This window comes from Methylomonas sp. MK1, from assembly GCF_000365425.1.
In the GTDB taxonomy this organism is placed as follows: Bacteria; Pseudomonadota; Gammaproteobacteria; order Methylococcales; family Methylomonadaceae; genus Methylomonas.
On sequence record NZ_AQOV01000001.1, the window covers coordinates 438,888 to 465,879 of the forward strand.

A 26,992-nucleotide genomic window follows, 5' to 3' on the forward strand; every position below is an offset into this window, starting at 1 on the left:
TCTTCTTAGTCTTCTTGTTGATCGAGAAAACGCTGCCGGGCATTTCTGGCATACGTAAAGGTTTCGAACAATTGCGCGGCTTGATCCTCAACCAGCAATTGTTCTATTTTGCTTAATTCCGCTTGAAACTGCCGGATCAACGGCACGATTTCCTGCTTGTTCGCCAGGCAGATATCCTGCCACATGGTCGGATCGCTGGAGGCGATGCGGCTGAAATCCCTGAAACCGCCGGCGGCATATTTAAATATCTCGCGCTGTTCGTCCTTACGCCCCAGCAAACCGACCAAGGCGAAAGCCAGAATATGCGGCAGATGGCTGGTGGCGGCCAGCACAGTGTCGTGATGTTCCACCGTCATCACCGAAACGCTGGAACCGATCTTTTCCCAAAATGCATGGATTTTCGCCAGCGCCAGCTTATCGGTGCTTTCTAGCGGCGTCAGGATCAGGCGGCGATTGACAAACAAATCGACGGTCGAGGCATCAACACCGCTGCGTTCCGCGCCGGCAATCGGATGCGCCGGCACAAAATTAGTCGGTACGCTGCCGAATACCATTTCGAGCGCAGATACCACGCTGCCCTTAGTGCTGCCGGCATCGCTGTAAATAGCATTCGAGTTCCAGTGCGGTTTAATTTGTTCGAAAATAGCCTGCATGCTACCGACCGGCGTGGCAACGATTACGCAATCGGTATTTTCCAGCGCTGAAGCTATGTCGGTGTAAAACTCATCAATGACGCCGAGTTGTTTGGCCAATTGCATATTCGGCAGATTTTTCTCGCGGCCATAGGCAACAACCTCACTGCATAAACCCTGCGCGCGCGCGGCTCTGGCTATCGAACCGCCAATCAAACCTATGCCAATGATGCACAGGCGGTTAAACACCGCTCAACACCTCGCGCAATGCGTTTATAAATATTGCGTTTTCGCGCTCGGTGCCGATGCTGACCCGCAGGTGGTTGGGCATTTCATAATTGGCTACCGGTCGCACGATGACACCCTTGCGCAACAAGGCCTCGTAAATAGGCATGGCCGCCTGTTTGACATCCACGGACACAAAATTGCCGGATGAAGGAATCCAGGGTAAATCCAAATCCTTGAACGCGTCAGTCAACTGCGCCATGCCCGCATTATTGAGAGCCACGGTCTGATTCAGGTAATCTGTGTCCCCCAGCGCGGCTTCCGCTGCGGCTAATGCCAGCATGCTGCAATTGAAAGGTTGGCGCACTCTGTTCAACAGATCGGCGATGTCAGGGGAGGAAATCCCGTAACCGATGCGCAAGCCTGCCAACCCATATGCCTTGGAGAAAGTGCGGGCTATGATCAGATTTGGATAACGATTCGGCCAATCAATAGATTCGGCTCTAAGGGCAGGAGCCACGAATTCATGATAAGCCTCATCCAAGACGCACAGCACATGAACAGGCAAATTGGCGATGAAGCTTTCCAGTTCATCTTTATCCAGCAAGGTGCCGGTCGGATTATTGGGATTGGCGATAAACACTAGGCGTGTTTGCGGACCAACTTGTTCGCGCATCGCTGGCAAATCATGGCCGTAATTTTTGGCCGGCACGACTTTGGCTTTGGCGCCGACGGCTTGCGTCAGAATCGGATACAACGCGAACGCGTGCTGGGAAAATACCACTTCCAATTCCGGTGTAACAAAAGTCCGCATTACTAATTCCAGAATCTCACTGGAGCCGTTACCCAAGGTAATTTGTTCGGGAGCCACGCTTAATTTAGCAGATAGCCCGGCTTTCAACGCAAAACCGCTGCCATCGGGATAGCGGGTCAGTTCGGGCAATGTCGCTTGGATGGCGGCGGCAACTTTCGCACCGGTACCGAGAGGATTTTCATTGGACGCTAACTTAATGACTTCTGCTATACCCAGCTCGCGTTGCAATTCTTCAACCGGTTTGCCAGGCACGTAAGGCACCAGCTGTTGAACGCCGGCAGTAGCAAGTTCTAAAAATTTATTCATCGACCTAAGATTAAATAACGGCTTTTGGATAAGAGCCGAGGATTTTCAACATTTTTACGTTGTTTTGCAGAGTTTCCAGGGCTTTGGCAACATCAGGATCATCTCGATGACCATCGATATCAATAAAAAACACGTATTCCCACAAGCCCTGCCGCGATGGCCTGGACTCAATATGCGCCATACTGATGCCGTATTCGGCAAACGGCCCCAGAATTTTATGTAGCGCGCCAGCCTGATTGCCGGTAGATACCAAAATGGAGGTTTTATCGAGTCCAGTGGATGCCGGCTGCTGCTTACCGATGACGATAAAGCGCGTGGTATTGTTGGATTCATCCTCGATATGCTGTTCGATGATGTTCAACTCATACAATTCGGCTGCCATCAAACCGGCTATCGCGGCCTTGTTATGATCCAACGACGCGAGCCTGGCGGCTTCGGCATTACTGCTGACCGCCGTGCAAGGCACACCAGGCAAATAGCTATTTAACCATTGCCGACATTGCGCCAAGGATTGCTGATGGGAATAGACTTCGTTAATCGCGGCTAATGTATCCATTTTGCCGAGCAGATTTTGATGCACGCGAATTTCCACTTCACCGCAAATTTGCAATGAGGTGGTCATGAAGCGATCCAGCGTATGCGCAATCACGCCTTCGGTGGAATTTTCCACCGGCACCACGCCGAATTGGCAATGACCGGTTTCCACAGCTAGAAAAATCTCCGGAATCGTAGCGGCCGGGATGCCTTTGACTGCATGGCCGAAATGCTTGAACGTCGCTTGCTGAGTAAACGTGCCGACCGGCCCCAAAAAGGCGACTTCCAAGGGCTTTTCCAAGGCCAAACAAGCCGACATCAATTCCCGGAATAGATGCACAGACGCATCATCACTCAACGGGCCGGGATTCAGCTCTTTGATTTTACGCAACACTTGAGCTTCACGATCAGCACGATAAAAACTACCGGTTTCACCTTCTGCCATTTTGGTTCTGGCTACTTCAATAGCACACTCCGCTCGTCGATTGATCAACTGCAATATTTGCTGATCAATCGCGTCGATACGTTCGCGCAGCTCCGATAAAGGAATAATCGCCGTCATTTTTGAATTGTTTAGTGAGTACGTTCGAACTCGGCCATGAAATCGATCAAGGCATCGACCCCGGCTTCCGGCATGGCGTTGTAAATACTCGCACGCATGCCCCCGACCGAGCGGTGGCCAGCAAGCGTACTAAGGCCGTTTTTCTCGGCCAACGCCAAAAATTCTTTGTCCAGCCCCGCATCCGCCAACACGAAAGGCACGTTCATTCGGGAGCGGTAGTCTTTCACCACCGGATTGCTATAAAGGCTGGATTCATCGATAGCCTGGTAAAGCTTGCCGGCTTTACGAATATTATGCTGCTCGATAGCTGCGATACCGCCTTGCTGTTTCAGCCATTGCAGCACCAATCCCAACAGATACCAATTATAGGTGGCAGGCGTATTCAACATGGAGTCGGCTTTTGCCTGTTGCTGGTAGTCGAACACTGCCGGCACGGTTTTCGGTGCCAAGCCTACCAAATCGTCCCGAACGATAACCACGGTCACACCGGACGGCCCCATGTTTTTCTGCGTACCGGCATAAATAATACCGTAGCGGCTAACATCGACCGGACGCGACAAGATATTCGAGGACATATCACACACCAACGGTAAATCGCCGGCATCGGGCACTTCGGAAAATTCTACGCCGTGGATGGTTTCGTTGGATGTGTAGTGCAAATAAGCAGCATCTTTATCGATATTCCAGGTATCGAACGCTGGAATAGTGGTGAATTTTTCCGCTTCCGAGGTAGCCGCAAGCTGTACTTCGCAATATTTACCTGCTTCCTTGATTGCACTAGTCGACCATGCGCCGGTATTCGCATAACCGGCCTTGGTTTTACCGTTGAGAATATTCTGCGGAATCATTGCAAATTGCGCGCTGGCGCCGCCTTGCAGGAACAGCACTTTGTAATTAGCAGGAATGCCGAGCAGTTCGATCAGATCGTTTTTCATCGCTTCGGCTATGGCCATGAAATGCTTACCACGATGACTCATTTCCATCACCGACATGCCGCTATCTTGCCAATTCAACATCTCTTGCTGGGCTTGCTGCAACACCGCTTCCGGCATCATTGACGGACCGGCGCTAAAGTTATAAATCCTTGCCATGCTTATTCCTCTTCTCCGCCTTGTTCGGCGCTATCTGCTGGAACATCGGTTTCGTCAATATCGCCTTCGGCGTCATCGTCTTCATCGCCCAGACCATCAATGCGATCCACGCCGACGACTCTTTCGCCCTTATCCAGACGAATCACCGTGACGCCTTGGGTGTTTCTACCGACCACGGAAATTTCCTTGACCCGCGTCCGCACTAAAATACCGCCGTCGGTAATCAACATTATTTCGTCGGTATCGTTGACCAATACCGCGCCAACTACCGCGCCATTACGTTCGGAAGTCTGAATCGCGATCAAACCCTGACCGCCGCGTCTATGTTGGGTAAACTCTTCCAGTTTGGTCCGTTTGCCGTAACCGTTTTCGGTGATATTCAGCACCGTGCCTTCGCTGGCGATAATCAGCGAAATGACTTTTTGACCTTCTTGCAAGCGAATGCCACGCACCCCGGTAGCGGTTCTGCCCATCGAGCGCACATCGGTTTCGTTGAAGCACACCGCTTTGCCGTCGCTGCTGAACAACAATACGTTTTGCTGACCGTCGGTAATCGCTACGCCCACCAAGGTGTCATTTTCGTTTAAATCTATCGCGATTTTACCGTTGCTGCGTTGACGTTCGAATTCAGGCAACGGGGTTTTTTTCACGGTACCTGAAGACGTTGCCATAAAAATGTATTTGTCGGCACTGTATTCGCGGACCGGCAACATTGCGTTAATTTTTTCGCCTTCTTCCAACGGCAATAAATTCACGAAAGGCTTACCGCGCGATGCCCGGCTGGCGACCGGTAAATTAAACACCCGCAACCAATAAACTTTACCGGCAGACGAAAAGCATAAAATCGTATCGTGAGTATTTGCAATAATCAGTTTTTCGACAAAATCGTTTTCCTTCGTCGCTGTCGCCGACTTGCCACGTCCACCGCGACGCTGAGCTTTGTAATCGCTGAGGGGCTGGGTTTTTACGTAACCTTCGTGCGACATGGTCACCACCATATCTTCTTCGGTGATGAGATCTTCAGCGGATAGATTGGAGTAATCCTGAACGATTTCGGTGCGACGGGCATCGCCGTATTGGGATTTGATTTCTTCCAGCTCTTCGCGGATCACTTCCATCAAGCGCACGTCATTACCGAGAATATGCAGATATTCGTCGATCAGCTCGAGCAATTGCTTGTATTCGTTGACGATTTTTTCTTGTTCTAAACCGGTCAAACGATGCAAACGCAAATCCAGAATTGCCTGCGCTTGGGCTTCCGACAAGCGGTAAGCACCATCCGCCAAACCAAACTCAACGGATAAATCATCGGGCCTCGAACGGTCGGCATCGGCTCTATCCAGCAATGCAGCCACCAAGCCGGCTTTCCAGGTCTGCGCCAGCAAACCCACTTTAGCTTCTTGCGGATTCGGCGAAGATTTGATCAGCTCGATCATTTCGTCGATGTTAGCCAGCGCAACCGCCAGGCCCTCCAGGATATGCGCCCGCTCCCGCGCCTTCCGCAAGTTGTAAATCGTTCTACGGGTGACTATCTCGCGACGGTGATCGACGAATGCGGCGAGAATCTCTTTCAGACCCATCAGGTGCGGGCGACCGTCGTATAGCGCCACCATGTTGATACCAAACACGGTCTGCATCTGGGTTTGTTTGTACAGATTATTTAGCACCACGTCCGGCACCTCGCCGCGGCGCAATTCGATGACCATGCGCATGCCATCCTTGTCTGACTCGTCGCGCAGGCCGGAGATACCGTCCAGCTTGCCATCTTTGACCAATTCGGCGATTTTTTCCAACAAGCGGGCTTTGTTGACCTGGTATGGTAGCTCAGTGGTGATAATGGCTTGGCGGCCGCTATCGCCTATGTCTTCAAAATGGCTGCGGCCGCGCAGGTAAATACGGCCACGGCCCGTGGCATACGCTTCAAAAATACCGGAGGCGCCATTGATAATACCGGCGGTTGGAAAATCCGGTCCCGGCACGATTTGCATCAATTCCGGAATAGTCAGATCGGGATTTTCGATCAAGGCCAAACAAGCGCTGATAATCTCGCTGAGATTATGCGGCGGTATATTGGTTGCCATACCGACCGCGATACCGGATGAGCCATTGACCAACAAGGTTGGCACTCGGGTTGGCATGACGGTGGGTTCGGATTCGGATTCGTCGTAGTTGGCGACGAAATCCACTGTTTCCTTGTCCAGGTCAGCGAGTAATTCATGGGCAATTTTCGCCATCCGCACTTCGGTATACCGCATCGCCGCCGGCGAATCGCCGTCCACCGAACCGAAGTTACCTTGACCGTCAATTAACATGTAGCGCAAAGAAAACGGCTGAGCCATGCGGACCATGGTGTCGTATACGGCTGTATCGCCATGCGGGTGGTATTTACCGATCACGTCACCGACGATACGTGCCGATTTTTTATAGGGTTTGTTCCAATCGTTCCCTAGTTCGTTCATCGCATAAAGCACGCGACGGTGCACCGGCTTGAGGCCGTCTCTGACATCGGGAAGTGCCCTGCCGACGATGACGCTCATGGCATAATCGAGGTAGGATTGTTTCATCTCGTCTTCGAGATTGACGGGGATAATTTCTTTAGCGAAGTCTGACATGGGTCCGTGGTTCCAGTGCAGTCGAAAGCTTATCGATCGACGGGTTAGCCTGAAGCATCAATTCCATTTACGCATGGCTAACAGGTTTATAAAGCCGTCGATTATAGCAAACGCCACCCTCTGCCGTCAGGCAAAAATCTCGGTCAAAAAGTTTTGCATCGCTTGCCAAGACCGGCGATCAGCAATCGGCTGATAAACTGTACCAAAATCGGGATTATTGGCCACAGGGTTGGTAAACGCGTGCATCGTGTGGCCGTAACTATGCAACTGCCAGTCCGCACCTGCCTTGGTTAATTCGTCTTGCAAGGCAAGTACTTGCTCAGCGGAGGCCATGGGGTCATCATAGCCATGCAACACCAGTACCTTGGCCTTGATTTCGGGGTTCGGGATATTTTCAGGCGCACCGAGCAAGCCATGAAACGACACAACCCCGCGAATATCCACACCGATCCGCGCCAAATCCAGCGCACACAAACCGCCGAAACAAAAACCTATCGCCGCAATCCTAGCGTTGTCGGCCCATGGCATTAGTTTGACAGTGGATAGCGCCGCCCGTAAGCGCTGTTGCAATTTCCCCCGATCTTGTATGAAGGGTTGCATCAATACGGCGTTTTGTTCCGGCGTCTTTCCCAGGACGCCTTTGCCGTACATATCCGTAGCGAACGCCAAATAACCCAGTTCGGCCAATTTGAGGGCCTTGTCGGCCACAAACTGGTCTCGTCCGCCCCAAGCATGATGGATCAGCACCACCGGTCTCTGCCCAATAATTGCATCGTCATAAGCAAAAAAACCTTCCAGTACCGTATCGCGATCCAGGTAACTGACGGTGTTCGACATTATTGCCATAAGCTTTTTCCTATCCCGTTAATCACAGCTCGCCAGTTTGTTGCAATGCTTGCAAAAATCCCGCCGATGCCTCTTCCACCATATCCAGTACCCGCTCGAAACCATAACTACCACCGTAGTAAGGGTCTGGCACTTCGCGTTGATTCAAGTGCGGCGCATAATCGAGAAAATGCCGAATCTTATGGCTCAAATCAATCGGACAGGCTTCTTTTAATATGGCGTGATTTTCGTCGTCCATTACCAGAATGTGATCGAACGCTTCAAAATCTGCGGATACAACTTTGCGCGCCCGCAGATGCTTCAATTCAACCCCTCTGTCTCGAGCGGCTTTTTGCGCACGCAGATCGGGCGCGTCGCCAATGTGGTAGGCGTGGGTACCCGCGGAATCTATTTGAAAGCGTTCCCCCAGATTTCTTGTAGTCACCAAATGAGAGAAAACGCCTTCCGCGGTGGGCGATCTACAGATGTTACCCATACACACAAACAAAACCTTGATTTTCCGCATAGTTGTTAAGTTTTTAGAATAGATGACGCTAAATTGTAAGCTATACTCGGTTGGCATGTCTTCAGGACGGTACTGGAAAGACAGTTAATACAAGAAATTTAAAGCGTATTTTAGGGGAGTTTCGAATGTTGATGATGAACTGGCATTCTGTAGGGGTAAAGGTGGTTTCTATAACCATGTCGGTGCTAACACTTTTAGGCATAGCGATTTTGGTTGTTTACTCAAGCTTTGAGAAACAAAAGCTGATTGACCGGGAAATCAAAGCCTCGCGGCAACTACTCACTTTGTCCGAATCAATCCGCGACAATGTCGTAAAAAAATGGGAAGCAGGCATCTACACGCCTGAGCAACTCATGCAATTGGTCGAACAAAAAGGTAGCTCAAAAGCCAGAGAACTGGTGGTCGCCACCGTACCAACAGCCAATGCCTGGGACGTCATCGAAGCGGAAGCCAAAGAGCATGGCTTTCGTTTCAAAGCGCCGTCTCTTAACCCCAGAAATCCCCGAAACGCCGCCGATGACATCGAACGTCAAGCGCTGGAGTTTTTCAGAAGCAATCCTTCCGCCCAAGACTATAGCTACGTAGACGAAGAAAAACAGGAAGTCCGCTACTTACGCCCCGTCAAATTGGTCAAGCAATGCGAAATATGTCATGGCGACCCCAAGACCTCGCAAACTCTCTGGAATAACGAGAAGGGCCAGGATTTACTGGGATATCCTATGGAAAATCGCCACGCCGGCGACTTACATGGCGCATTCGAAATCGTCACCCCATTCAGCGTAGCCCTTGCCGAGCTGAAGACTAATACCTTTTACGCTATCGGCTTCTTGTGCATAACACTGATCATCATCGGCTTTACCGGCTACTTCACGATGAGCAAAATCATCATCGGTCCGCTGACGGCATTGGCTTTGAAGCTGCAAGACATAGGCAGTGGCGAGGGCGACCTGCGGGCTCGTCTGGATGCGAGCGGCAAATCGGAGTTTGCCTGGATCGCATCGAGTTTTAATACCTTCGTGCGCAAAATAGCCAAAACCATCGACCAGATCAGTTCCACCAGCGAAAAACTGGCCAGCTCTTCTCACAAGCTTGCCAATATCACCCAATCGACTCAAGCCGGTGTCGAGCGGCAATTGCACGAAACCACCTTAGTGGCCAATGCGATGAAGCAAATGACATCCACGGTGCAAGAAGTCGCCAAAAATGCCGTTAGAGCATCGGAAGCAGCGGAAATCGCCGACCGCGAAGCGTCTTCGGGCAAAAACATCGTGAAAGATGCCGTGCATGGTATTAACAGCTTGGCATCTGAAGTGGAAAATGCCGCCAATGTGATACACGAGCTGGAAAACGACAGTAACAGCATCGGTGAGGTATTGGGAGTAATTCAAGGCATTGCCGAACAAACCAATTTGCTGGCATTGAACGCCGCCATAGAAGCAGCCAGAGCTGGCGAGCAAGGTCGAGGCTTTGCGGTAGTAGCGGATGAAGTCAGAACCCTGGCCAGCCGTACCCAAAACTCCACTTTGGAAATCCAAAAAACTATCGAACGCTTGCAGGACCGCGCGAAACAGGCCGTGGCAGTGATGGAAAACGGTAGAAGCCGCGCCAACTCCAGCGTAGAGCAAGCCGCATCCGCCGGTGGTTCGATAACCACTATTAGTGAACGTATCGATACCATTAACGATATGAATAACCAGATAGCCAGCGCTGCCGAGGAACAAACCGCAGTTGCCGAGGAAATCAATCGTAACATCAGCAATATCAGCAGGGTATCCGAAGAGACTTCGATTGGTGCAAAAAATACTGCGGATGCCTGCCACGAGTTACTTGACCTGGCGAATCAGCTGCGCTCCATGGTTGGAAACTTTAAGACCTAGCTAAACCTCTATCCGTTTGGCCCTGCGTAACCTGGATTCAGGCGACGCCGGGCCCTGAACCGGTTTAAATTTATAAGGTTTGTTCGCCGAGGCTGGCTATAATTCACTAAGAATAATTACAGTTTCGTAGCTTAAGGATGAAGACATGCCCACAAAAATGAACCAACTGTTCGACCAGATCCACAAAATTCCGCAAGTACCCGAAGTCGTAAGATCCCTCATCAATCAGCTAAACAATCCCAACGCGGATATGCTCGACATAGCCAAAAACGTGGAAAAAGAGCAGGTGATTGTTTTAAAAATCCTGCGTTTGGTCAACTCCGCGCATTTTGGTTTATCCCGTAAAATTGGCTCTATAGATGAAGCCATCACCTTACTGGGCATGAACCAGCTGAAAACATTGGTGATCGCATCCGGGATTGTCGGTGTGGTACCGCAATTGGATAATTTCGATGTCAAACAAAGCTGGCGGAATAGTTTTCGCACAGCAGGTTATGCAAAATGGTTCGCGGCCCAAGCGGGTCTGGCGGCCGACATCGCCTATACAGCCGGACTAATCAGCAATCTGGGCAACCTACTGATTCACATTGGCAGCCCCCGCGAAGCCAACGAAATTGATCAGCATGTGAAAAACGGCAACGTTAGACTGGAAATTGAGAAGAGGCGCTTGGGCTATACCAGCCCGGCGGTCTGCGCGGAACTTTGCCGTCGCTGGAAATTTGCTGACGAATTAGTCGAAACCATCGAGCAATCGGCGGAACCTTTGGTCGCGGAGACGCCTAACAAGTTAGCTTGCACAGTTTTCCTCGCCCATGCAATCAGCGATTACCAAGATCAGGGTTTGGATGAAAATCAGATTTTAGCCTCGTTACCCAATCAATTAACCGCACTTTTAGGCCTATCGGAGCAACTTCTTAAGGAAAAACTGCCGGATGTTCTAGCGGCTAAATCTGAACTCGACGGCCTTTTGGATTAAAAAACATAATTTTCAATAATCGTTCAGACGAATTTATTTGCCTGAACGATTGCCATACCAGTCTAGCTATTTAAGCCCCCGCCTCATAGAGTCCACCGCACCACCGAGTATCAGCGCGCCGTCATCCCCAAATTGACCGCAATGTGAGCAAGCTCGGTGGTAGTGTCCACCTGGAGTTTTTTCTTGATTTGCGTGGCGTAGTTCGCCACGGTTTTATGACCCAAACACAGTTGATCGGCGATCTTATGCACCGTCAACCCTTGGGCAAGCAAACTAAATACATCGAACTCGCGCGCAGAGAAACCGGCGATTATCGCGTGATAACCGGTATGCTGGCGTTCTTCACCGCCGCCCTTGACCAAACCGCGCTCGACATACTGCTGACCGGACATAATTGCCGCTATCGCTTCGGCAAGAATACCCGGAGCGCTATTTTTGGTGATATAACCCTGCGCGCCCGCTGCCAAGGCCCGGCTGACATAAACTTGTTCATGATGCACACTAAAAACTAAAATTCTTGCCTCACTATCGCGCTGAATGATCCGCCGAATAGTTTCCAAACCGCCAATCCCCGGCATGGACAAATCCATCACCAACATATCAGGCTGCAATTCTTGATAAAGTTGAATAGCCTGCTCACCACGCTCGGCTTCGCCTATTACTTCGACACTATCCCCCGCCGCCAACAGCATTTTAAAGCCAGCCCGCACCACCAAGTGGTCGTCCACCAACACGATTTTTATCTTGTTATTCATACGAGCGGGATTCGTGCATTAACCAACATACCTGAGCCAGGACGAGACAGCACCTGCAACTCACCATCCAGCGACTTGATGCGTTCTTTGATACCCAGTAAACCAAAGCCTTGACTGGTAGTCTGCAAATCACAACCTCGCCCGTCATCCTGCACTTTAAGCTGTAAACAGGCCTGCGGTAGGTCGAGCTTTTCCAAGTCGATAGTCACGCTATGCGCTTGTGCATGGCGCACGACATTGGTCAAACACTCCTGAATCACCCGAAATACCTGAATGGTTAGATTTTTATCCAAACCGTCCACGGCGTCGCTACAGCGAATCGTCAGCCGCAGGTCGGCATTGCGTTCCGACCAATGATTTACCATCTCTTCCAAGGTGGCCTTCAATCCCAACTCGGTCAAAACCAAAGGATGCAATTGCTGCATCATCGAACGCACCACGGTCATTAAATGATCGCAAATTTCCGAGATTGTTGTGGTTATTTTAGCGGCGTCGGCTTTGCGATGTGCTGCGGTTACCGCCATCACTTTAATAGCCGTCAGGGATTGGCCGAACTCGTCATGCAATTCCTGAGACAGGCGTTGGCGTTCTTCTTCCTGAATCGCCAACGAATGCTGCGTCAAGGCCCGGTTTTCCTGGCGGGTTTTCTCAAGCTCCACCGTCATATGATTGATTGCGTTGGCAATATCATCGAATTCCTGTGTGGAAAATGGCGGCAATTGTTGCCGATATTGACCGGTTTCGATCAGGCGCAAGGCATCCACGATGACCGCAATCGATTTCAAAGACTTATTAAATACCAGATTGACCGCTAGAAAAGTCAACATGGTCAACAAGGAAATCGACGCAAAAAACGCCACGCTTTCCTGCCAGACTTCGGTGATTTCATCGAGCGGCTGAGCCTGAATGATCAGAGTCAACAACTTGCCGTCCTGCATATTCAACTGGTGCTCTACCTTGGGATAATCGCCCTTTACCAAGCGGATAAACCAGCTAGGCGGCATTTCTTCGGGATTGGTCGGTTGATTTTCGCCAGCGAAATGGATCAGTTGTCCATCCGGCTTTTGCAATTGGATACTCAAATGCCGCGTTTGCCGCAACGCGCTGAAGCGGGATAAATCGTCGCTTTGTTGAAATACTGGGGTATCGGCAATGCCCAAGGTAATCAGTTGCAAGGCCAGATGAATCGAGGCATCGACCTCCTTCTCGACCGCCTGGCGCGCTTGCCAGACCGCAATCGCCCCGCCCAATACCAAAATACAAACCGAAGACAGCAGGATGCGACAGATAATCTGGTAGCGAAGGCTCATAATACGGAGTGCATTGAAAACCCTCTATTATCCAGCCTAGCTTCCCGCACAGCTATAGGAAAAATTCTTATTTATTTCCTGCCCGGAAGATTCGCAATCTGACGACCGTCACTATTTAGCGCGCCAATATTAATTTAGCCGACCCAGACCCGGGCATTTCTGAACATCCGCAACCACGCGCCCTCTTCCAGCCACTCAACCGGATGCCAGGAGTTTTGTATCGCTCTGAAGCAACGCTCCGGATGCGGCATCATGATGGTAAAACGACCGTCGGCGGTGGTTAAACCGGTAATGCCTAGCGGCGAGCCGTTCGGGTTGGCCGGAAAGGCTTCGGTTTCATTGCCGTAGTTATCGACATAACTGATCGCGATTTCGGCTCCGGCAGGGTTTTGGGAAGCGAACTCGGCGCGGCCTTCCCCGTGAGCCACCACAACCGGCAGTATCGAACCCGCCATGCCTTTGAAGAAGATCGAAGGCGACGCTTGCACCTTGACCATCGCGACCCGCGCCTCGAATTGTTCGGACAGATTGCGTTTGAACTGCGGCCAGCGTTCAGCGCCATGAATAATCTCCTTCAGGCCGGACATCATCTGACAACCGTTGCAAACACCCAAACCAAACGTATCGGGACGCGCAAAAAACGCGGCAAATTCATCACGCGCTTTCGGGTTGAATAAAATCGATTTGGCCCAGCCGCCGCCCGCACCGAGCACGTCACCATACGAAAAACCGCCACAAGCCACCAGACCGGTAAAATCCGCCAGCGACACCCGGCCGCCGATGATGTCGGTCATGTGTACGTCAATTGCCGCGAAACCGGCTCTATCGAAGGCTGCCGCCATTTCCACATGGCCATTGACACCTTGCTCCCGCAAAATCGCGACTTTGGGTCTGACCGCATCCGCGAATTTCGCAGCGACATTGTCGTTGATGTCGTAAGTCAACTGAGCCGACAAGCCTGGATCGTTGTCGTCAGAGATACGCTCGAATTGTTGCTGCGCGCAATCCGGATTGTCGCGCAAGGCCTGCATCCTAAAGCTGACTTCCGACCAGGTTTGTTGCAATGCCGCGCGCTCAGCACTGTAGATTTCGTCGCCGTTCCGAACGATACGCAACCTTTGATCAGAGCTTAATTTACCGACAATATGGGTGAATTCGTCGAGTCCGGCCTGATCCAGTATTCTTGCGACATGATCCAATTCAGCCGTTTTCACTTGCAGCACTGCGCCCAACTCTTCGTTGAACAAGGCCGCCAATACATCGCTACCCAAATCGGAAATATCCAGATCGACACCCTTACGACTGGCGAACAGCATTTCGGCTACCGTCGTCAGCAAGCCGCCATCGGACCGATCATGATAAGCCAGGATCAGCCCCTGTTCGTTCAAGGCTTGAATGGTGTCGAAGAAACGCTTGAACAAACCGGCGTCGTCCAGATCCGGTGCCTGGTTGCCGAGCTGATTGTAAACTTGGGCCAGCACCGAACCACCGAGACGGTTCTTGCCCCGGCCAAGATCGATCAACAGCAACACGCTATCGGCATTTTTCAACTCGGGAGTCAGTGTAAGACGAACGTCATGCACCGGCGCGAAGGCGGTGATAATCAATGATAGCGGCGACGTCATGGTCTTGTCATGCCAGACGCTTTTCATAGACAGCGAATCCTTGCCGACCGGAATCGCAATGCCCAATTCCGGGCACAATTCCATGCCTACTGCCTTAACGGTATCAAACAGCGCCGCGTCTTCGCCGGGGCTGCCGCAAGCAGCCATCCAATTGGCGGACAATTTGACATCATTAAGCTTGCCTATGCGAGCCGCCGCCAAGTTGGTCAAAGCCTCACCTATCGCCATACGGCCGGAAGCCGGGCCGTCAATCAACGCCAATGGCGTGCGTTCGCCCATTGCCATCGCTTCGCCAGTGTGGGCATAAAAGCCGGAAGCCGTGACCGCGACGTCAGCTACAGGCACTTGCCAAGGACCGACCATCTGGTCGCGAGCGACAAGCCCCGTTACCGAGCGGTCGCCGATGTGAATCAAGAAGCTCTTGTCCGCGACGGCCGGAAACGCCAAGATCCGTTTCACCGCTTCGGCCAATTCGACTTTTTCCAGTTGCAAGTCGGGCAAATTCTTGGTCAAACGCTGGACGTTTCTATGCATTTTCGGCGGCTTGCCGAACAATACCGACATCGGCAGATCAACCGGCTTACCCCCAAGCCATTCGTCGCTCAGCGTCAGATGCTCGGCATCAGTCGCTTCGCCGATCACTGCGTACAGGCAATGCTCGCGTTTGCAGAAGGATTCGAATAATTCCAATGACTCAGGTTTGATAGCCACCACATAGCGCTCCTGCGCTTCATTGCACCAGATTTGCATCGGCGACATACCCTTGTCGGCGTTCTGCACCTTGCGCAATTCAAAACGGCCGCCGCGATCGCAATCGTGAATGATTTCCGGCACCGCGTTGGACAAACCGCCGGCGCCTATGTCGTGGATAGAGACGATAGGCGTATCTTCGCCCAACGAATTACAGTGGTTGATCACTTCCTGGCAACGGCGCTCCATTTCCGGGTTTTCGCGTTGCACCGAGGCAAAATCCAGTTCCGCCGCACTTTCGCCGGAGGTCTGCGAGGACGCCGCGCCGCCGCCCAAACCAATCAGCATCGCCGGACCGCCGAGAATCACGATCAACGAGCCGGCCGGAATCGGATGCTTATCGACCAGCATCGGCCGGATGTTGCCCATGCCGCCGGCAATCATGATCGGTTTATGATAGCCGCGATATTGGTTCGCTTCCCCAGTTTCCGCCGGTTGTTCGAAGCTGCGGAAATAACCGGCGATATTGGGCCGGCCGAATTCGTTATTAAACGCCGCGCCGCCGATTGGCCCTTCCAGCATGATGTCCAACGCCGAGACGATGCGCTCCGGCTTGCCGTAATCCGCTTCCCAGGGTTGAGAAAAGCCGGGGATTTTCAGATGCGAAACGCTGAAGCCCGTCAACCCGGCTTTAGTCGCCGAACCGCGACCGGTGGCGCCTTCGTCGCGAATCTCGCCGCCGGAACCGGTTGCTGCGCCGGGATGCGGGGAAATCGCAGTTGGATGGTTGTGGGTTTCCACCTTCATCAGCATGTGCGCCTGTTCTTCTACATAACCGTAGGCGTAGTTATTAGCTGCATCGCGGATCAACACCTTGGCTGTAGGACCTTCCAATACCGACGAGTTGTCGCTGTAGGCCGACAGCACGCCTTGCGGGTTCAGAGTGTGAGTGTTGCGGATCATCGCGAACAAAGACTTGGCTTGCTCTTCGCCGTCTATCGTCCAACTGGCGTTGAAAATTTTATGCCGGCAATGCTCAGAGTTGGCCTGAGCGAACATCATCAGCTCCACATCGGTCGGGTTGCGGCCTAAGCCGATAAAACTATCGGTCAAATAATCGATCTCGTCGGCAGACAAAGCCATGCCTAACTCTGTATTGGCTTTAACCAGTGCCTCCCTGCCCTGTTCAATGATCGCCACGGTTTGTAACGGCTGAGGATCGTGTTCGGCAAACAAATCAAGTTCAGCCTGATCGTAAACCACTTGTTGGATCATTCTGTCGTGCAGTAAAACCGCCAGTTGGTGTTTAACGGCATCGCTCAAAGTATCGGTAGTGGTAAAGCGATATTCGATACCGCGCTCAATGCGTTTTACCACCGACAGGCCGCAACGCTCGGCTATTTCCGAAGCCTTACTGGACCAAGGCGAAATAGTGCCCAAACGCGGCACCACCCACAAGGAGAAAAACGGGGATTCAGGCGATTCGCCGTTCCCTTCCACCGCCGCATTTTCGCTGTTTTCATCGCTTTGGCCGTAATCGAGCAAGCGTTCCAGCATCGCCGATTGCTCTGCGGATAGCTGCCCATCGATTTGTATGAAATGCTGAAACCGGGCAGTAACGGCAGTAATGCTGCCGGCGACTGTCTGTAGTTCGGTCAGCAGTTTTTCAATACGAAAACGGGAAAGAGCGGAGGTTCCGGATAGGGTCAACATGGGCTGTGTTTGAGTCGATTTTTATAGCTGAAAGAGATAAATACGGGACATTCCGGACGTACAACGCGGTAAGCCCCAAACCGCAAGCAATGCGGCGATTTTATGGGGCGGCTGCACTATCGGCCGCGCCATCCGACTTGTCAGGGGTGCTGCTGGGTATATCCTGGTTGATGCCTTCGGTAATTAATCTTAGCAACGAAGTCGCAGCGGCATTTGACAGGGTCTTACCGTCACTATCTTGCACGGTCACTTCGGTAAGCAGTTCATCGAGTTGATGCAGACTTACCCGGTATTCTTGTTCCTGACTAGGATCGTCACCGAATAAAAAAGTAATTTCGTCAAGAATGGAACCGTCTTCCGGCTTGATCGCGTCAGGATCGTATTTTACGAAAAAATAGCCTTTGTCCATATTCCGCTCAACCACTTCCATTTTTTGCCGGCTCAAGGCTTTGCCGACTATCCACCACGCTTGAGTGGCGGATTGATCGATTTGTAAGCTGCTGACGCCACTGCTGCCGGCTGCTTGCACGCTACGCCCGGAGCCAGCTGCTGCCGATACAGTCTCTTTTGTTTCGGTCTTCTCCGGCTTGCTGGGTACGGGTTCGACGGCATCCGCGACTGCCGCAGATTGGACGGGCTCCTGCTGCACCGGTGCTGGCGTTGGTTCCGGCGCATTGCTTACCGGACGCGTCGCCAGGGTCTTGGTTTTCAGATCGTCCGGGACGACTAATTCGGGGATTTCAGTTGTAAATTGATAATCTCTTTCCTTATCCGGAAACCAGCTCTTGATGGTGCTGCACGAGGCATTTAACAGCAACGCAGAGACCAGCACCACACGACCGTATAGGCGAGTTTTCATGATTATAAAACGCCGGCTTGATGCATCGCCGCGCGTACGGTCGCGAAACAGTCCTCGGTCAGCCAAGTCAAAGGCAAACGGATGCCTTGGCCCATCAAACCCATTTCAGCTACTGCCCATTTCACGGGGATGGGATTGGATTGAATGAATAGACTGCTATGTAAACCGGTCAATTTGGCATCTATCGCCTCCGCAGTTCCGCGATCACCACTCATCGCCGCAGTCAGCATTTCATGCACCAATCTTGGTGCCACGTTGCCGGTTACGGTGATGCTACCGTTGCCACCCAACAAACAAAATTCGCAGCTGGTGGCGTCGTCGCCGGTATACAGCGCAAAATCGTCGCCAGTTAAATCCCGGATTTGTTTAACCCTTTCCAACTTGCCGGTCGCTTCTTTCACGCCAACGATGTTATCGATTTTCGACAGTCTACCCACGGTTTCCGGCAACAAATCGCAGGCGGTACGGCCCGGCACGTTGTAAAGGATTTGCGGAATGTCGACCGCTTCGGCGATGGCTTTGTAATGCAGGTACAAGCCTTCCTGAGTCGGCTTATTGTAATAAGGCGTTACCAGCAAACAGGCATCCGCGCCCGCTTGTTTGGCTTTTTGGGTCAGACGAATCGCCTCGCGCGTACAATTGGCACCGGTACCGGCAATGACCGGTATCCGGCCCGCCACGCAATCGACGATAAACTTGATGACTGCACAATGTTCGTCTTCGTCGAGAGTTGCCGATTCGCCGGTAGTGCCTACCGCGACCAGCGCGTCGCTGCCCTGCTCTATATGAAATTCCACCAGCCGTTTCAGACTGGGTTCATCCACCGCACCGTCTTCCGTCATCGGGGTTACCAGCGCAACGATACTACCTTGAATCATGCAAATCTCTCGTGTTTAGGTAAATAAAACCTAGCCATTATATCAAGCTAACCCTGAAAACTCAGCTTGTTATATTTGCCGGGCGACCAGAAGTCTATCTAGCGCGTTGGCGAAATTTTGGACATCTTTGGCCGTCATAGCCGCGGCGCCACCGGCTGTCAAACCGTTATCACGCAAGCCCTCCATGAAATCGCGCATGGCCAGTTTCTCGCCGATATTCTCCGCCGTGTAAGCTTCGCCGCGCGGGTTAATGACAAAACCCTGTTTGGCTATGATTTTTGCGGCCAGCGGAATATCGCCGGTAATCGCCACATCACCAGCCCGCAGATGCTCGACGATATAATCATCAGCCACATCGAAACCGCCGCTGACGCGAATGGATTTGATATAGCGGGATGGCGGCGCGGCTATGCTTTGATTGGCTACCAGCAGCAATTCCAGCTGTCTTTTTTGGGCGACGCGAAACAATACCGTTTTTATCAAATTGGGACAGGCGTCCGCATCCACCCAAATCTTGATTGCCACCGTCATTGCGTGATCTTCGTATCCGGTTTTATGCGAATATACCAACCGTAATACAAGGCATAGGCCACCAAAAACACCAGATATCCGGACCACAAAATATCCGACGCAAAATGCCCGCCCGAGGTCATCCGGGTAAAGCCCAAGGTCCAAGCCAGCACTATTGTCAGCAGAAAATAAATGGCTTTGTGGTTTTGCGACAGAAAATACAATACAAAAAACGTATAGCCCACCGAGCAATGGCCGCAGACGAAGGATTTATCCGGGGTGTGGCCGAATTTAGCTGGTGGTACATACTGATGCTCGCCGCCGAACTGGCTGACATGCACCGGCCGGGGTCTTCCCCAATGATCCTTAACAATAAGATTAACTACCAGGCCCGGACCTAAAGCAATGACCAGCAGAATATATAAGGCCTTCCTGCGAAAACGTTGCGTGTAGGCATGAAAATGACTCAGTACATAAACTGCCAACGCGATCAGACCGGACCACAAGGTGAACGGAAAAGCATAGTCGTACAACAGTTTCCAGGGCCACCAATGCTGCGTCGGCCAGACATCGCCGGGATTTTCCGGATGATAAAATAAGGCCGCCAAGCGTAAATCCAGGTCTGTCACCCCAAACAAGAGTGTGGTCAGTGCCGCCAATAGCAAGACGAGCACTAGCTCATTGCGGGCGCGCCTAATTTTCAGATGGGGCATATCCTTCCTTATCTAATGTTTGCCGAACGGCTTCCGGCCAAAACTTTAGGTTTTCACCCAAGTACAGGTAATACGGGGAATTTGGTTTGGCGGGATTGGGAACTTGCGCCAAGAATCGAAAGCTTTGGAACGCCGCTTTCAATTCAGCAGGTACGTTTTCCTCGGGGGTTTCACCAATCACAAAGCCGTTTTTGCCGATATACGCTTGCGGACCGGACCAGACCTCGTATTGGGATGTCACCAAACCGCTGGGTTCGTAACGATAAACCTGTGGATGATCGGGCAAATAAAACGCCAACTCGCTTGCCAGATAACGATGACCCAAGGCTACCACAAAGGTATTATCCAGGTTGGGCAAACTGATCAAGCGCTCGAAATGCACATTAATTGCCAATTCCTGCCAGCTGTTGAAACGCTTGGTGGGATCGAACGCGGTGTTTTGTAATTTAAACACTTGTAACACGATGGGCAGCGAATAGGTCAACAGCACCATCGCCAAACCCAGCCCCATGCCGTATTTCAAGGTCCTTTTCCATGCACCCGCCAGCCCATTACCGGCCAACAAAATCAGGCCGGTAAAATAAAAGGGCATCGGCCAATTACCCTGGGCTTTTTGCAGAACGCTGAGCAGCAATACCCCCAATAATAAAACGGGCCCCATCAATAACAAAAACCGTTGCTCTGCCGGCAGCCGTTTGAAGTTAAACGCGGCTTGCGTGCTACTGATCACTACCAAGAAAAACAGTACCGGCGAAACCAACAACAGCTGATAAAGCAGGAAATCTCTGGCCCATTGCAAATGCTTAAGGGCTCCAACTGGTTCGCGGTTACCGAAATGGCCTTTGCTATGCCCGAACATTACCCAATCGTGTTGTTGGTTCCACCATAAAATAGGTACAGCAGCGACCAAAATGGGCAGAAAATACCACCAAAATTCTTTTTTAAGATAGCCGCGTCGCTGACTATCCAAGCCCAAAAATATCAGCAACATTAACGGCAAAATCAATGCAGATTGCTTGCTCAGCAGACCCGCTGCACTAACCAATCCCGCCCATAACCAGGCGCGCGCTTGCAGGTCGAACAGCGCCCGCCTTAAGTAATACACGGTCATTATCCAGAAACAATACAGCGGTGCATCGATGGTCATCAGAAAGTTGGCCAACACATTGATCGGCGTCGCCAACACCAGCAGCAGCGCCAAAGCGCCACCGCGCGCACCGTAAAAGGCCTTTGCTGTGGCGTGAAAAAACCACAAAAAAACCGTACCCAACAGCAGCGCCGGCAAGCGCACGGTAAACGTGTAATCGCCCAATAGCCAGGTAAACGCGCCAATCAGCCAAGCTATCATCGGCGGCTTGCTGTAATAACACCAATCCGGTTGTCGCGACCAATCCCAGTAATAACTTTCATCACCGATCAAATCAAAGCCGTTGATCAGCAAAAATCCACCGCGCAAAAGCATAATCGCCAGCAGCAAAGCCAGCGTATGCGCGTCCATCCAGCGTAACAATCTCTCAGACATAGGCTGTTACTCCCATTTCTCCAGATAATGCAACAACAGTTGCAGGCTGCGTTGCCCGCGAAATTCGTTAATATCCAGCTTGTAGGCTGCATTGATTTTCCGGCAACCCAGCCATTTCTCGGGATGATCGGCAAAAAACGCTATCGCATCCAGCAACTGGCCGCTAAACGGCAAGCGCAATACAAACTTTAAATGCTGCTGACCGACGATCCGGCATTGGATCACATCGAACACGCCATTGAATACCGGTTCCGGAAAGGTTTGCCCCCATACCACCGCTTGCTGGAGTACTTCCGCAAATGCCACGGTCATGTGCTGCTCATCCAGTTCGCCGTCGGAATAGACCTTCTGCTCCAGATCCACCGACTCCAATTTCGCCGCCACCGTCTCGGCAAAAGCCAAGGCGAAATGCGGATAGTCATGCAATTTAATCGTCAGACCCGCCGCCATCGCGTGGCCGCCGAATTTGCTTAAAATCTGCGGATGTTTGGCAGCAATCTCGCTAAGCACATCGCGAATATGCACGCCATTGATGGAGCGTGCCGAACCCTTGATATCACCGTTGTCAGAAGGTGCAAATGCAATCACCGGCCGGTGTACGCGGTCTTTGATCCGCGACGCCAGAATGCCGATCACCCCTTGATGCCAATTGCCGTCGTACAAACAAACGCCGGCCGGCACATGTTTTTCGTCGAGAGCTTTCATTTCCGAAAGCAAAGCCATGGCCTCGGTCTTCATTTGCCCTTCGACTTCTTTTCTGTCTTGATTCAAGGCATGCAATTGCTCGGCTATGTCATGCGCCAATTCAGCATCGTCGGTCAGCAAACACTGTATCCCTAACGACATATCGTCCATCCGCCCGGCTGCGTTCAAACGCGGCGCGATGGAAAAACCCAGATCGCTGGCATGAATCCCGGACAATTGTTTGCCTGCGACTTCGGCCAAGGCCTTGATGCCGGACTGGCATTGCCCTGAGCGGATTCGCAGCAAGCCTTGATGCACCAGAATCCGGTTGACCTGATCCAAAGCCACCACGTCCGCGACCGTGCCCAAAGCCACATAATCCAACAGTCGCGCCAAATTCGGCTCGGGGATGCCCGATTTTTCAAACCAATGCAATTCGCGCAAACGAATCCGCAAGGCCATCAGGATGTAAAACATCACGCCCACACCGGCGATATGCCGACTGGGAAATTTGTCGTCCGGCAAATTGGGATTCACAATCGCATCGGCAGCCGGTAATTCAAGACCCGGTAAATGATGATCGGTGATCAATACCTTAATACCGGCAGCCTTGGCGGCTTTTACGCCCTCGATGCTGGAAATGCCGTTATCCACCGTAACGATAATATCGGGCGTTTGCCGCTTCACCAGTTCGACGATTTCCGGCGTCAATCCGTAACCGTATTCGAAACGATTGGGCACCACAAAATCCACCGCGCCGGCACCCAGCAAACTCAAGCCCTTTAAGGCCAAGGCACAACTGGTGGCACCATCGGCATCAAAATCGGCGACCACGGTAATTTTTTGCTGTTGTTTGATCGCCGATACCAGATGCTCGACCATCTCCTTCATGCCGGTCAGTAACCACGGCGAAGGCAAACTCGCCAGGCTACGCTCCAACTCATCGGCACTCTGCACGCCCCTGCTGCTAAAAATCCGTTGCAGCACCGGGTCCATCTCACCGAAGTGCGGATTTTTAGTCTGCACCGGCCTGGGCAGGATGATTTTCTTAACGCTTTGCAGATACATATCAGCCAATAAAAAAGCCGGCAAATGCCGGCTTTCCGATGCTCATCGTTAGACTCACATCGAATCCAGAATGGCTTTTTTCACCGCATCCAGCGTGGCGTCGATCGTCACCGGATGTGCGTCTTTACACTGACTGATGGCAATATCCGGATCCTTGATACCGTTGCCGGTCAAGGTACAAACAATTTTGCTACCCTCCGGAATATTACCGTTGGCGATGTCATGCAAAGCGCCAGCCAGCGATGTAGCGGAAGCCGGCTCACAGAAAATACCTTCGTAGGACGACAACATTTTTTGTGCGGCCAAGATTTGCTGGTCGGTGAACGACTCAAACCAACCGCCGGATTGTTTCTGCGCTGTCCAGGCGCCATCCCAAGATTGCGGATGACCGATACGGATTGCCGTAGCCACGGTTTCCGGGTTATCCACCATCGCTCTGGAAACAAATGGCGCAGCACCGGCGGCTTGATACCCGCACATCACCGGACGTTTTTTAGTGACGGCTTTATGCGTCGCGCTATCGGTCGAATATTCTTTATAACCTTTCCAATAGGCGGTGATATTGCCGGCATTACCGACGGGCAAGCAGTGGAAATCGGGAGCATCGCCCAGCGCATCGACGATTTCGAATGCCGCGGTTTTTTGGCCGTCGATCCGATAGGGGTTGATGGAATTTACAATGGTGACGGGCGCGTGATCGGAAATTTTCTTCACAATATCCATGCCGGCGTCGAAATTGCCGTTGATCTGGATAATTTGCGCACCGTACATTAGCGTTTGCGCCAATTTTCCCAACGCAATCTTGCCTTCCGGAATCAATACAAAGGCTTTGATGCCGGCGCGCACTGCATAGGCTGCCGCAGCCGCCGAAGTATTACCAGTGGACGCGCAAATAATGGCTTGGCTGCCCTCTTCCACGGCTTTGGTCACCGCCATGGTCATACCGCGATCTTTAAACGAACCGGTCGGATTCAGACCTTCGAATTTAACGTAGATATCGACATCTTTACCGATCAGTCTGGGGATGTTTTGCAGTTGAATCAGTGGAGTATTGCCTTCGCAAAGGCTGATCAGACGGGTGTCGGCGGAGACCGGCAAGCGGTCGCGGTAACGTTCGATGATGCCTGTGTAGCGGGTTTGAGTTGCCATTGTTTATCCTAAAGTTTCCAAGCGAATGCGCGCCACTTTACCGCTGACCGTCGCCAGCGCTTCGATGGCCGCAATCGCGGCGTTCATTTCTTTTTCTAAGGTCAGTTGCGTCAACATGATGATCGGCACGGAAGTCTCGCCTTGCGGCGGCTCTTTTTGGATCAAGGCTTCAATGCTGATGTTGTGCGCGGCCAGTATTCGGGTCACGTCGGCCAGCACACCGGGCTTGTCTTCGGCGGTCAGACGCAGGTAATAAGCGGTTTTAATTTGCTCGGCAGGCAAAACCGGAATGTCGGCAATCGCATCGGCCTGGAAGGCCAGATGCGGCACGCGGTTTTCAGGGTCGCTGGTCATCGCTCTGACCACATCGACCAGATCGGCCACTACAGCGGAAGCAGTCGGCTCCGCGCCGGCGCCGGCGCCGTAATACAAGGTGGGGCCAACCGCATCGCCGCACACCAGCACCGCATTCATCACACCATCGACATTGGCGATCAAGCGGCGTTTGGGAATTAGGGTCGGATGCACACGCAACTCAATGCCGTCTTCGGTTTTCCGGGCGATACCCAAATTTTTGATCCGGTAACCCAGCGCTTCGGCGTACTCCACATCCAGGCGGGTGATTTTGGTGATACCTTCCGTGAAAACTTTCTCGAATTGCAACGGAATGCCGAAGGCGATTGACGCCAGAATGGTCAATTTATGCCCGGCATCGATGCCTTCCACATCGAAAGTCGGATCGGCTTCCGCGTACCCCAAAGCCTGCGCTTCGGCCAATACGTCAGCAAAATCGCGGCCTTTGTCGCGCATTTCGGTGAGGATGAAGTTACCGGTACCGTTGATGATGCCGGCCAACCATTTGATGCGGTTACCGGCCAGACCTTCGCGGATGGCTTTGATGATGGGTATGCCGCCAGCTACCGCGGCTTCAAACAATACCATCACGCCTTTTTTGCTGGCTTCCGCGAAAATTTCGTTACCGTGTAGAGCTATCAGGGCTTTATTGGCGGTGACCACATGTTTGCCGTTGGCAATCGCAGTTAACACCAGTTGTTTAGCCAGATCGTAGCCGCCGATCAACTCGACGACCACATCGATATCAGGATCGTTGACGATCTCGAACGGATCGACCGTCAAGGTGATGCCATCGGTAGCGCAAATCCGCGTCCGATTCAGGTCGCGCGCAGAAGCACGGGTGACCACGATTTCACGGCCGGCCCGGCGGGCGATTTCCCCGGCATTCCTTTTCAGTACGTTGACGGTGCCGCCACCGACGGTCCCCAATCCCAAAACCCCAACTGTTACCGGCTTCAAACCTGACTCCTAGCGTTATACCCAAAAATGGCGGCGATTATACTACGTTGTCTTTTTTCAGCATATTGCGGATGCTGCGCAAGGCCTGGCGGGTTCTGTGCTCGTTTTCGATCAAACTAAAACGGATATGATCGTCGCCGTGTTGACCAAAACCGATACCCGGCGATACTGCTACCTTGGCGTCGATGATCAACTTCTTGGCAAATTCGATGGAGCCCATTTCCCGATAGGCTTCCGGGATCTTCGCCCAGACAAACATGGTCGCCCTCGGTTTGTCCACATGCCAACCCATCGCATTCAAGCCGTCGCACAGTACATCGCGGCGAGCTTCGTACATGTCGCAAATTTCCTTCACGCAATCTTGCGGACCTTCCAGGGCAGTGATCGCCGCCACCTGGATCGGCGTAAACGTGCCGTAATCCATATAGGATTTGATGCGAGTCAAAGCGGCCACCAAGGTTGGATTGCCGCACATGAATCCTACCCGCCAGCCCGGCATATTATAACTTTTGGATAAGGAGAAAAACTCGACGGCGATGTCTTTCGCACCTTCCACTTGCAATATAGACGGGGCCACATAGCCATCGAACACGATGTCCGCATAAGCGATGTCGTGGACGATCCAGATATTATGTTCTTTACAAATCGCCACCACTTTCTCGAAGAAATCCAGCTCCACACATTGGCAGGTTGGATTACCCGGAAAGTTTAAAATCAACATCTTCGGCTTAGGCCAGCATTCGGCGATGCCTTTTTGTAATTCTTCAAAAAAATCGACGCCGGGCGTCAACGGCACATGGCGAATATCTGCGCCGGCGATCACCACGCCATAGGGATGAATTGGGTAAGCCGGGTTAGGCACCAACACTACATCACCGGGGCCCAGCGTGGCTAAAGCCAGATGCGACAAGCCTTCCTTCGAGCCTATGGTGACAATGGCTTCGGTATTGAAATCCAAATCAACATCAAAACGCCGTTTGTACCAACCGCAAATGGCTTTGCGCAACCGAGGAATACCTTTGGATACCGAGTAACGATGCGTGTCGTCGCGCTGCGCCACTTCCACCATCTTGTCGAGTATGTGCTTGGGCGTCGGTTGGTCCGGATTGCCCATACCGAAATCTATGACGTCCTCGCCTTCCGCTCGGGCTTTGGCTTTCAGCTCGTTGACGATATTAAAAACGTAAGGCGGCAGGCGGCTAATGCGATGAAATTCTTCCAT

Annotated in this window: 21 protein-coding genes; 2 read left to right on the forward strand and 19 right to left on the reverse strand. The window is 52.1% G+C overall.

The window, feature by feature from the left end; genetic code table 11:
• Window positions 1-5: 5 nt before the first annotated feature.
• The 7 genes from G006_RS0101865 to G006_RS0101895 form a co-directional block, all read right to left on the reverse strand.
• Window positions 6-881, reverse strand: coding sequence for a prephenate dehydrogenase (locus G006_RS0101865; RefSeq protein ID WP_020481459.1), 876 nt, complete (start codon window positions 879-881; stop codon window positions 6-8).
• Entirely contained in the window at window positions 874-1,977 is a 1,104-nt protein-coding gene (hisC, locus tag G006_RS0101870) for a histidinol-phosphate transaminase (RefSeq protein WP_020481460.1), read from the reverse strand. The genes G006_RS0101865 and hisC overlap by 8 nt, the downstream gene beginning before the upstream one ends.
• Before the next feature lie 10 nt (window positions 1,978-1,987).
• Window positions 1,988-3,073 (reverse strand): prephenate dehydratase, encoded by a 1,086-nt coding sequence (gene pheA, locus G006_RS0101875; protein WP_020481461.1) that lies wholly within the window; start codon window positions 3,071-3,073, stop codon window positions 1,988-1,990.
• 11 nt (window positions 3,074-3,084) lie between these two features.
• Window positions 3,085-4,164: a 3-phosphoserine/phosphohydroxythreonine transaminase gene (gene serC, locus G006_RS0101880; RefSeq protein WP_020481462.1), complete on the reverse strand. Its 1,080-nt coding sequence runs from the start codon at window positions 4,162-4,164 to the stop codon at window positions 3,085-3,087.
• 2 nt (window positions 4,165-4,166) lie between these two features.
• Window positions 4,167-6,776: a DNA gyrase subunit A gene (gyrA, locus tag G006_RS0101885; protein ID WP_020481463.1), complete on the reverse strand. Its 2,610-nt coding sequence runs from the start codon at window positions 6,774-6,776 to the stop codon at window positions 4,167-4,169.
• 126 nt (window positions 6,777-6,902) lie between these two features.
• The gene (locus G006_RS0101890) at window positions 6,903-7,622 is read right to left on the reverse strand and encodes a dienelactone hydrolase family protein (protein ID WP_020481464.1); all 720 of its coding nucleotides are present in this window, start codon (window positions 7,620-7,622) and stop codon (window positions 6,903-6,905) included.
• Between the two features lie 22 nt (window positions 7,623-7,644).
• Window positions 7,645-8,127, reverse strand: coding sequence for a low molecular weight protein-tyrosine-phosphatase (locus G006_RS0101895; protein WP_026146779.1), 483 nt, complete (start codon window positions 8,125-8,127; stop codon window positions 7,645-7,647).
• 176 nt (window positions 8,128-8,303) lie between these two features.
• Between G006_RS0101895 and G006_RS0101900 the strand changes: the two genes are divergently transcribed.
• Window positions 8,304-10,004 carry a methyl-accepting chemotaxis protein gene (locus G006_RS0101900; RefSeq protein ID WP_235048810.1) on the forward strand — a complete coding sequence of 567 codons (1,701 nt, stop codon included), beginning with the start codon at window positions 8,304-8,306 and terminating at the stop codon, window positions 10,002-10,004.
• 145 nt (window positions 10,005-10,149) lie between these two features.
• A complete protein-coding gene (locus G006_RS0101905; protein ID WP_020481467.1) occupies window positions 10,150-10,980 on the forward strand; it encodes an HDOD domain-containing protein in 831 nt (276 codons plus the stop codon).
• A 110-nt stretch (window positions 10,981-11,090) separates the two neighbouring features.
• On the opposite strand, the gene G006_RS0101910 is transcribed toward G006_RS0101905, so the two are convergent.
• From G006_RS0101910 to alaC, 12 genes are all read right to left on the reverse strand, one after another.
• Window positions 11,091-11,735: a response regulator transcription factor gene (locus tag G006_RS0101910; RefSeq protein WP_020481468.1), complete on the reverse strand. Its 645-nt coding sequence runs from the start codon at window positions 11,733-11,735 to the stop codon at window positions 11,091-11,093.
• The gene (locus G006_RS0101915; protein WP_020481469.1) at window positions 11,732-13,045 is read right to left on the reverse strand and encodes a sensor histidine kinase; all 1,314 of its coding nucleotides are present in this window, start codon (window positions 13,043-13,045) and stop codon (window positions 11,732-11,734) included. The genes G006_RS0101910 and G006_RS0101915 overlap by 4 nt, the downstream gene beginning before the upstream one ends.
• A gap of 134 nt (window positions 13,046-13,179) precedes the next feature.
• Complete coding sequence (purL, locus tag G006_RS0101920) at window positions 13,180-17,073, reverse strand: phosphoribosylformylglycinamidine synthase (protein ID WP_020481470.1); 3,894 nt, start codon at window positions 17,071-17,073, stop codon at window positions 13,180-13,182.
• Between the two features lie 100 nt (window positions 17,074-17,173).
• Window positions 17,174-17,932: an outer membrane protein assembly factor BamC gene (bamC, locus tag G006_RS0101925; protein WP_020481471.1), complete on the reverse strand. Its 759-nt coding sequence runs from the start codon at window positions 17,930-17,932 to the stop codon at window positions 17,174-17,176.
• A 2-nt stretch (window positions 17,933-17,934) separates the two neighbouring features.
• Window positions 17,935-18,810 carry a 4-hydroxy-tetrahydrodipicolinate synthase gene (gene dapA / locus G006_RS0101930; RefSeq protein WP_020481472.1) on the reverse strand — a complete coding sequence of 292 codons (876 nt, stop codon included), beginning with the start codon at window positions 18,808-18,810 and terminating at the stop codon, window positions 17,935-17,937.
• 69 nt (window positions 18,811-18,879) lie between these two features.
• Window positions 18,880-19,341, reverse strand: a complete 462-nt coding sequence (locus G006_RS0101935) for a YaiI/YqxD family protein (protein WP_020481473.1) — start codon at window positions 19,339-19,341, stop codon at window positions 18,880-18,882.
• Window positions 19,338-20,033, reverse strand: coding sequence for a phosphatase PAP2 family protein (locus G006_RS0101940; RefSeq protein ID WP_020481474.1), 696 nt, complete (start codon window positions 20,031-20,033; stop codon window positions 19,338-19,340). Before G006_RS0101940 ends, G006_RS0101935 begins: the two co-directional genes overlap by 4 nt.
• Window positions 20,014-21,555, reverse strand: coding sequence for an ArnT family glycosyltransferase (locus G006_RS0101945; protein WP_152428781.1), 1,542 nt, complete (start codon window positions 21,553-21,555; stop codon window positions 20,014-20,016). Before G006_RS0101945 ends, G006_RS0101940 begins: the two co-directional genes overlap by 20 nt.
• A 6-nt stretch (window positions 21,556-21,561) precedes the next feature.
• A complete protein-coding gene (recJ, locus tag G006_RS0101950) occupies window positions 21,562-23,307 on the reverse strand; it encodes a single-stranded-DNA-specific exonuclease RecJ (protein ID WP_026146781.1) in 1,746 nt (581 codons plus the stop codon).
• Between the two features lie 54 nt (window positions 23,308-23,361).
• On the reverse strand, window positions 23,362-24,456 hold the full coding sequence (thrC, locus tag G006_RS0101955; protein ID WP_020481477.1) for a threonine synthase: 1,095 nt from the start codon (window positions 24,454-24,456) through the stop codon (window positions 23,362-23,364).
• A gap of 3 nt (window positions 24,457-24,459) precedes the next feature.
• Window positions 24,460-25,770, reverse strand: a complete 1,311-nt coding sequence (locus tag G006_RS0101960; RefSeq protein WP_026146782.1) for a homoserine dehydrogenase — start codon at window positions 25,768-25,770, stop codon at window positions 24,460-24,462.
• A gap of 37 nt (window positions 25,771-25,807) precedes the next feature.
• Complete coding sequence (gene alaC / locus G006_RS0101965) at window positions 25,808-26,992, reverse strand: alanine transaminase (RefSeq protein WP_020481479.1); 1,185 nt, start codon at window positions 26,990-26,992, stop codon at window positions 25,808-25,810.

Coding starts and splice junctions, on each gene's coding strand:
- G006_RS0101940 (WP_020481474.1), bottom strand. CDS start 20,033: ATGCCCCATCTGAAAATTAGGCGCGCCCGCAATGAGCTAGTGCTCGTC.
- purL (WP_020481470.1), bottom strand. CDS start 17,073: ATGTTGACCCTATCCGGAACCTCCGCTCTTTCCCGTTTTCGTATTGAA.
- G006_RS0101935 (WP_020481473.1), bottom strand. CDS start 19,341: ATGACGGTGGCAATCAAGATTTGGGTGGATGCGGACGCCTGTCCCAAT.
- pheA (WP_020481461.1), bottom strand. CDS start 3,073: ATGACGGCGATTATTCCTTTATCGGAGCTGCGCGAACGTATCGACGCG.
- gyrA (WP_020481463.1), bottom strand. CDS start 6,776: ATGTCAGACTTCGCTAAAGAAATTATCCCCGTCAATCTCGAAGACGAG.
- G006_RS0101900 (WP_235048810.1), top strand. CDS start 8,304: ATGTCGGTGCTAACACTTTTAGGCATAGCGATTTTGGTTGTTTACTCA.
- hisC (WP_020481460.1), bottom strand. CDS start 1,977: ATGAATAAATTTTTAGAACTTGCTACTGCCGGCGTTCAACAGCTGGTG.
- thrC (WP_020481477.1), bottom strand. CDS start 24,456: ATGGCAACTCAAACCCGCTACACAGGCATCATCGAACGTTACCGCGAC.
- G006_RS0101945 (WP_152428781.1), bottom strand. CDS start 21,555: ATGTCTGAGAGATTGTTACGCTGGATGGACGCGCATACGCTGGCTTTG.
- G006_RS0101890 (WP_020481464.1), bottom strand. CDS start 7,622: ATGGCAATAATGTCGAACACCGTCAGTTACCTGGATCGCGATACGGTA.
- alaC (WP_020481479.1), bottom strand. CDS start 26,992: ATGGAAGAATTTCATCGCATTAGCCGCCTGCCGCCTTACGTTTTTAAT.
- recJ (WP_026146781.1), bottom strand. CDS start 23,307: ATGTATCTGCAAAGCGTTAAGAAAATCATCCTGCCCAGGCCGGTGCAG.
- G006_RS0101905 (WP_020481467.1), top strand. CDS start 10,150: ATGCCCACAAAAATGAACCAACTGTTCGACCAGATCCACAAAATTCCG.
- G006_RS0101895 (WP_026146779.1), bottom strand. CDS start 8,127: ATGCGGAAAATCAAGGTTTTGTTTGTGTGTATGGGTAACATCTGTAGA.
- G006_RS0101910 (WP_020481468.1), bottom strand. CDS start 11,735: ATGAATAACAAGATAAAAATCGTGTTGGTGGACGACCACTTGGTGGTG.
- dapA (WP_020481472.1), bottom strand. CDS start 18,810: ATGATTCAAGGTAGTATCGTTGCGCTGGTAACCCCGATGACGGAAGAC.
- bamC (WP_020481471.1), bottom strand. CDS start 17,932: ATGAAAACTCGCCTATACGGTCGTGTGGTGCTGGTCTCTGCGTTGCTG.
- serC (WP_020481462.1), bottom strand. CDS start 4,164: ATGGCAAGGATTTATAACTTTAGCGCCGGTCCGTCAATGATGCCGGAA.
- G006_RS0101915 (WP_020481469.1), bottom strand. CDS start 13,045: ATGAGCCTTCGCTACCAGATTATCTGTCGCATCCTGCTGTCTTCGGTT.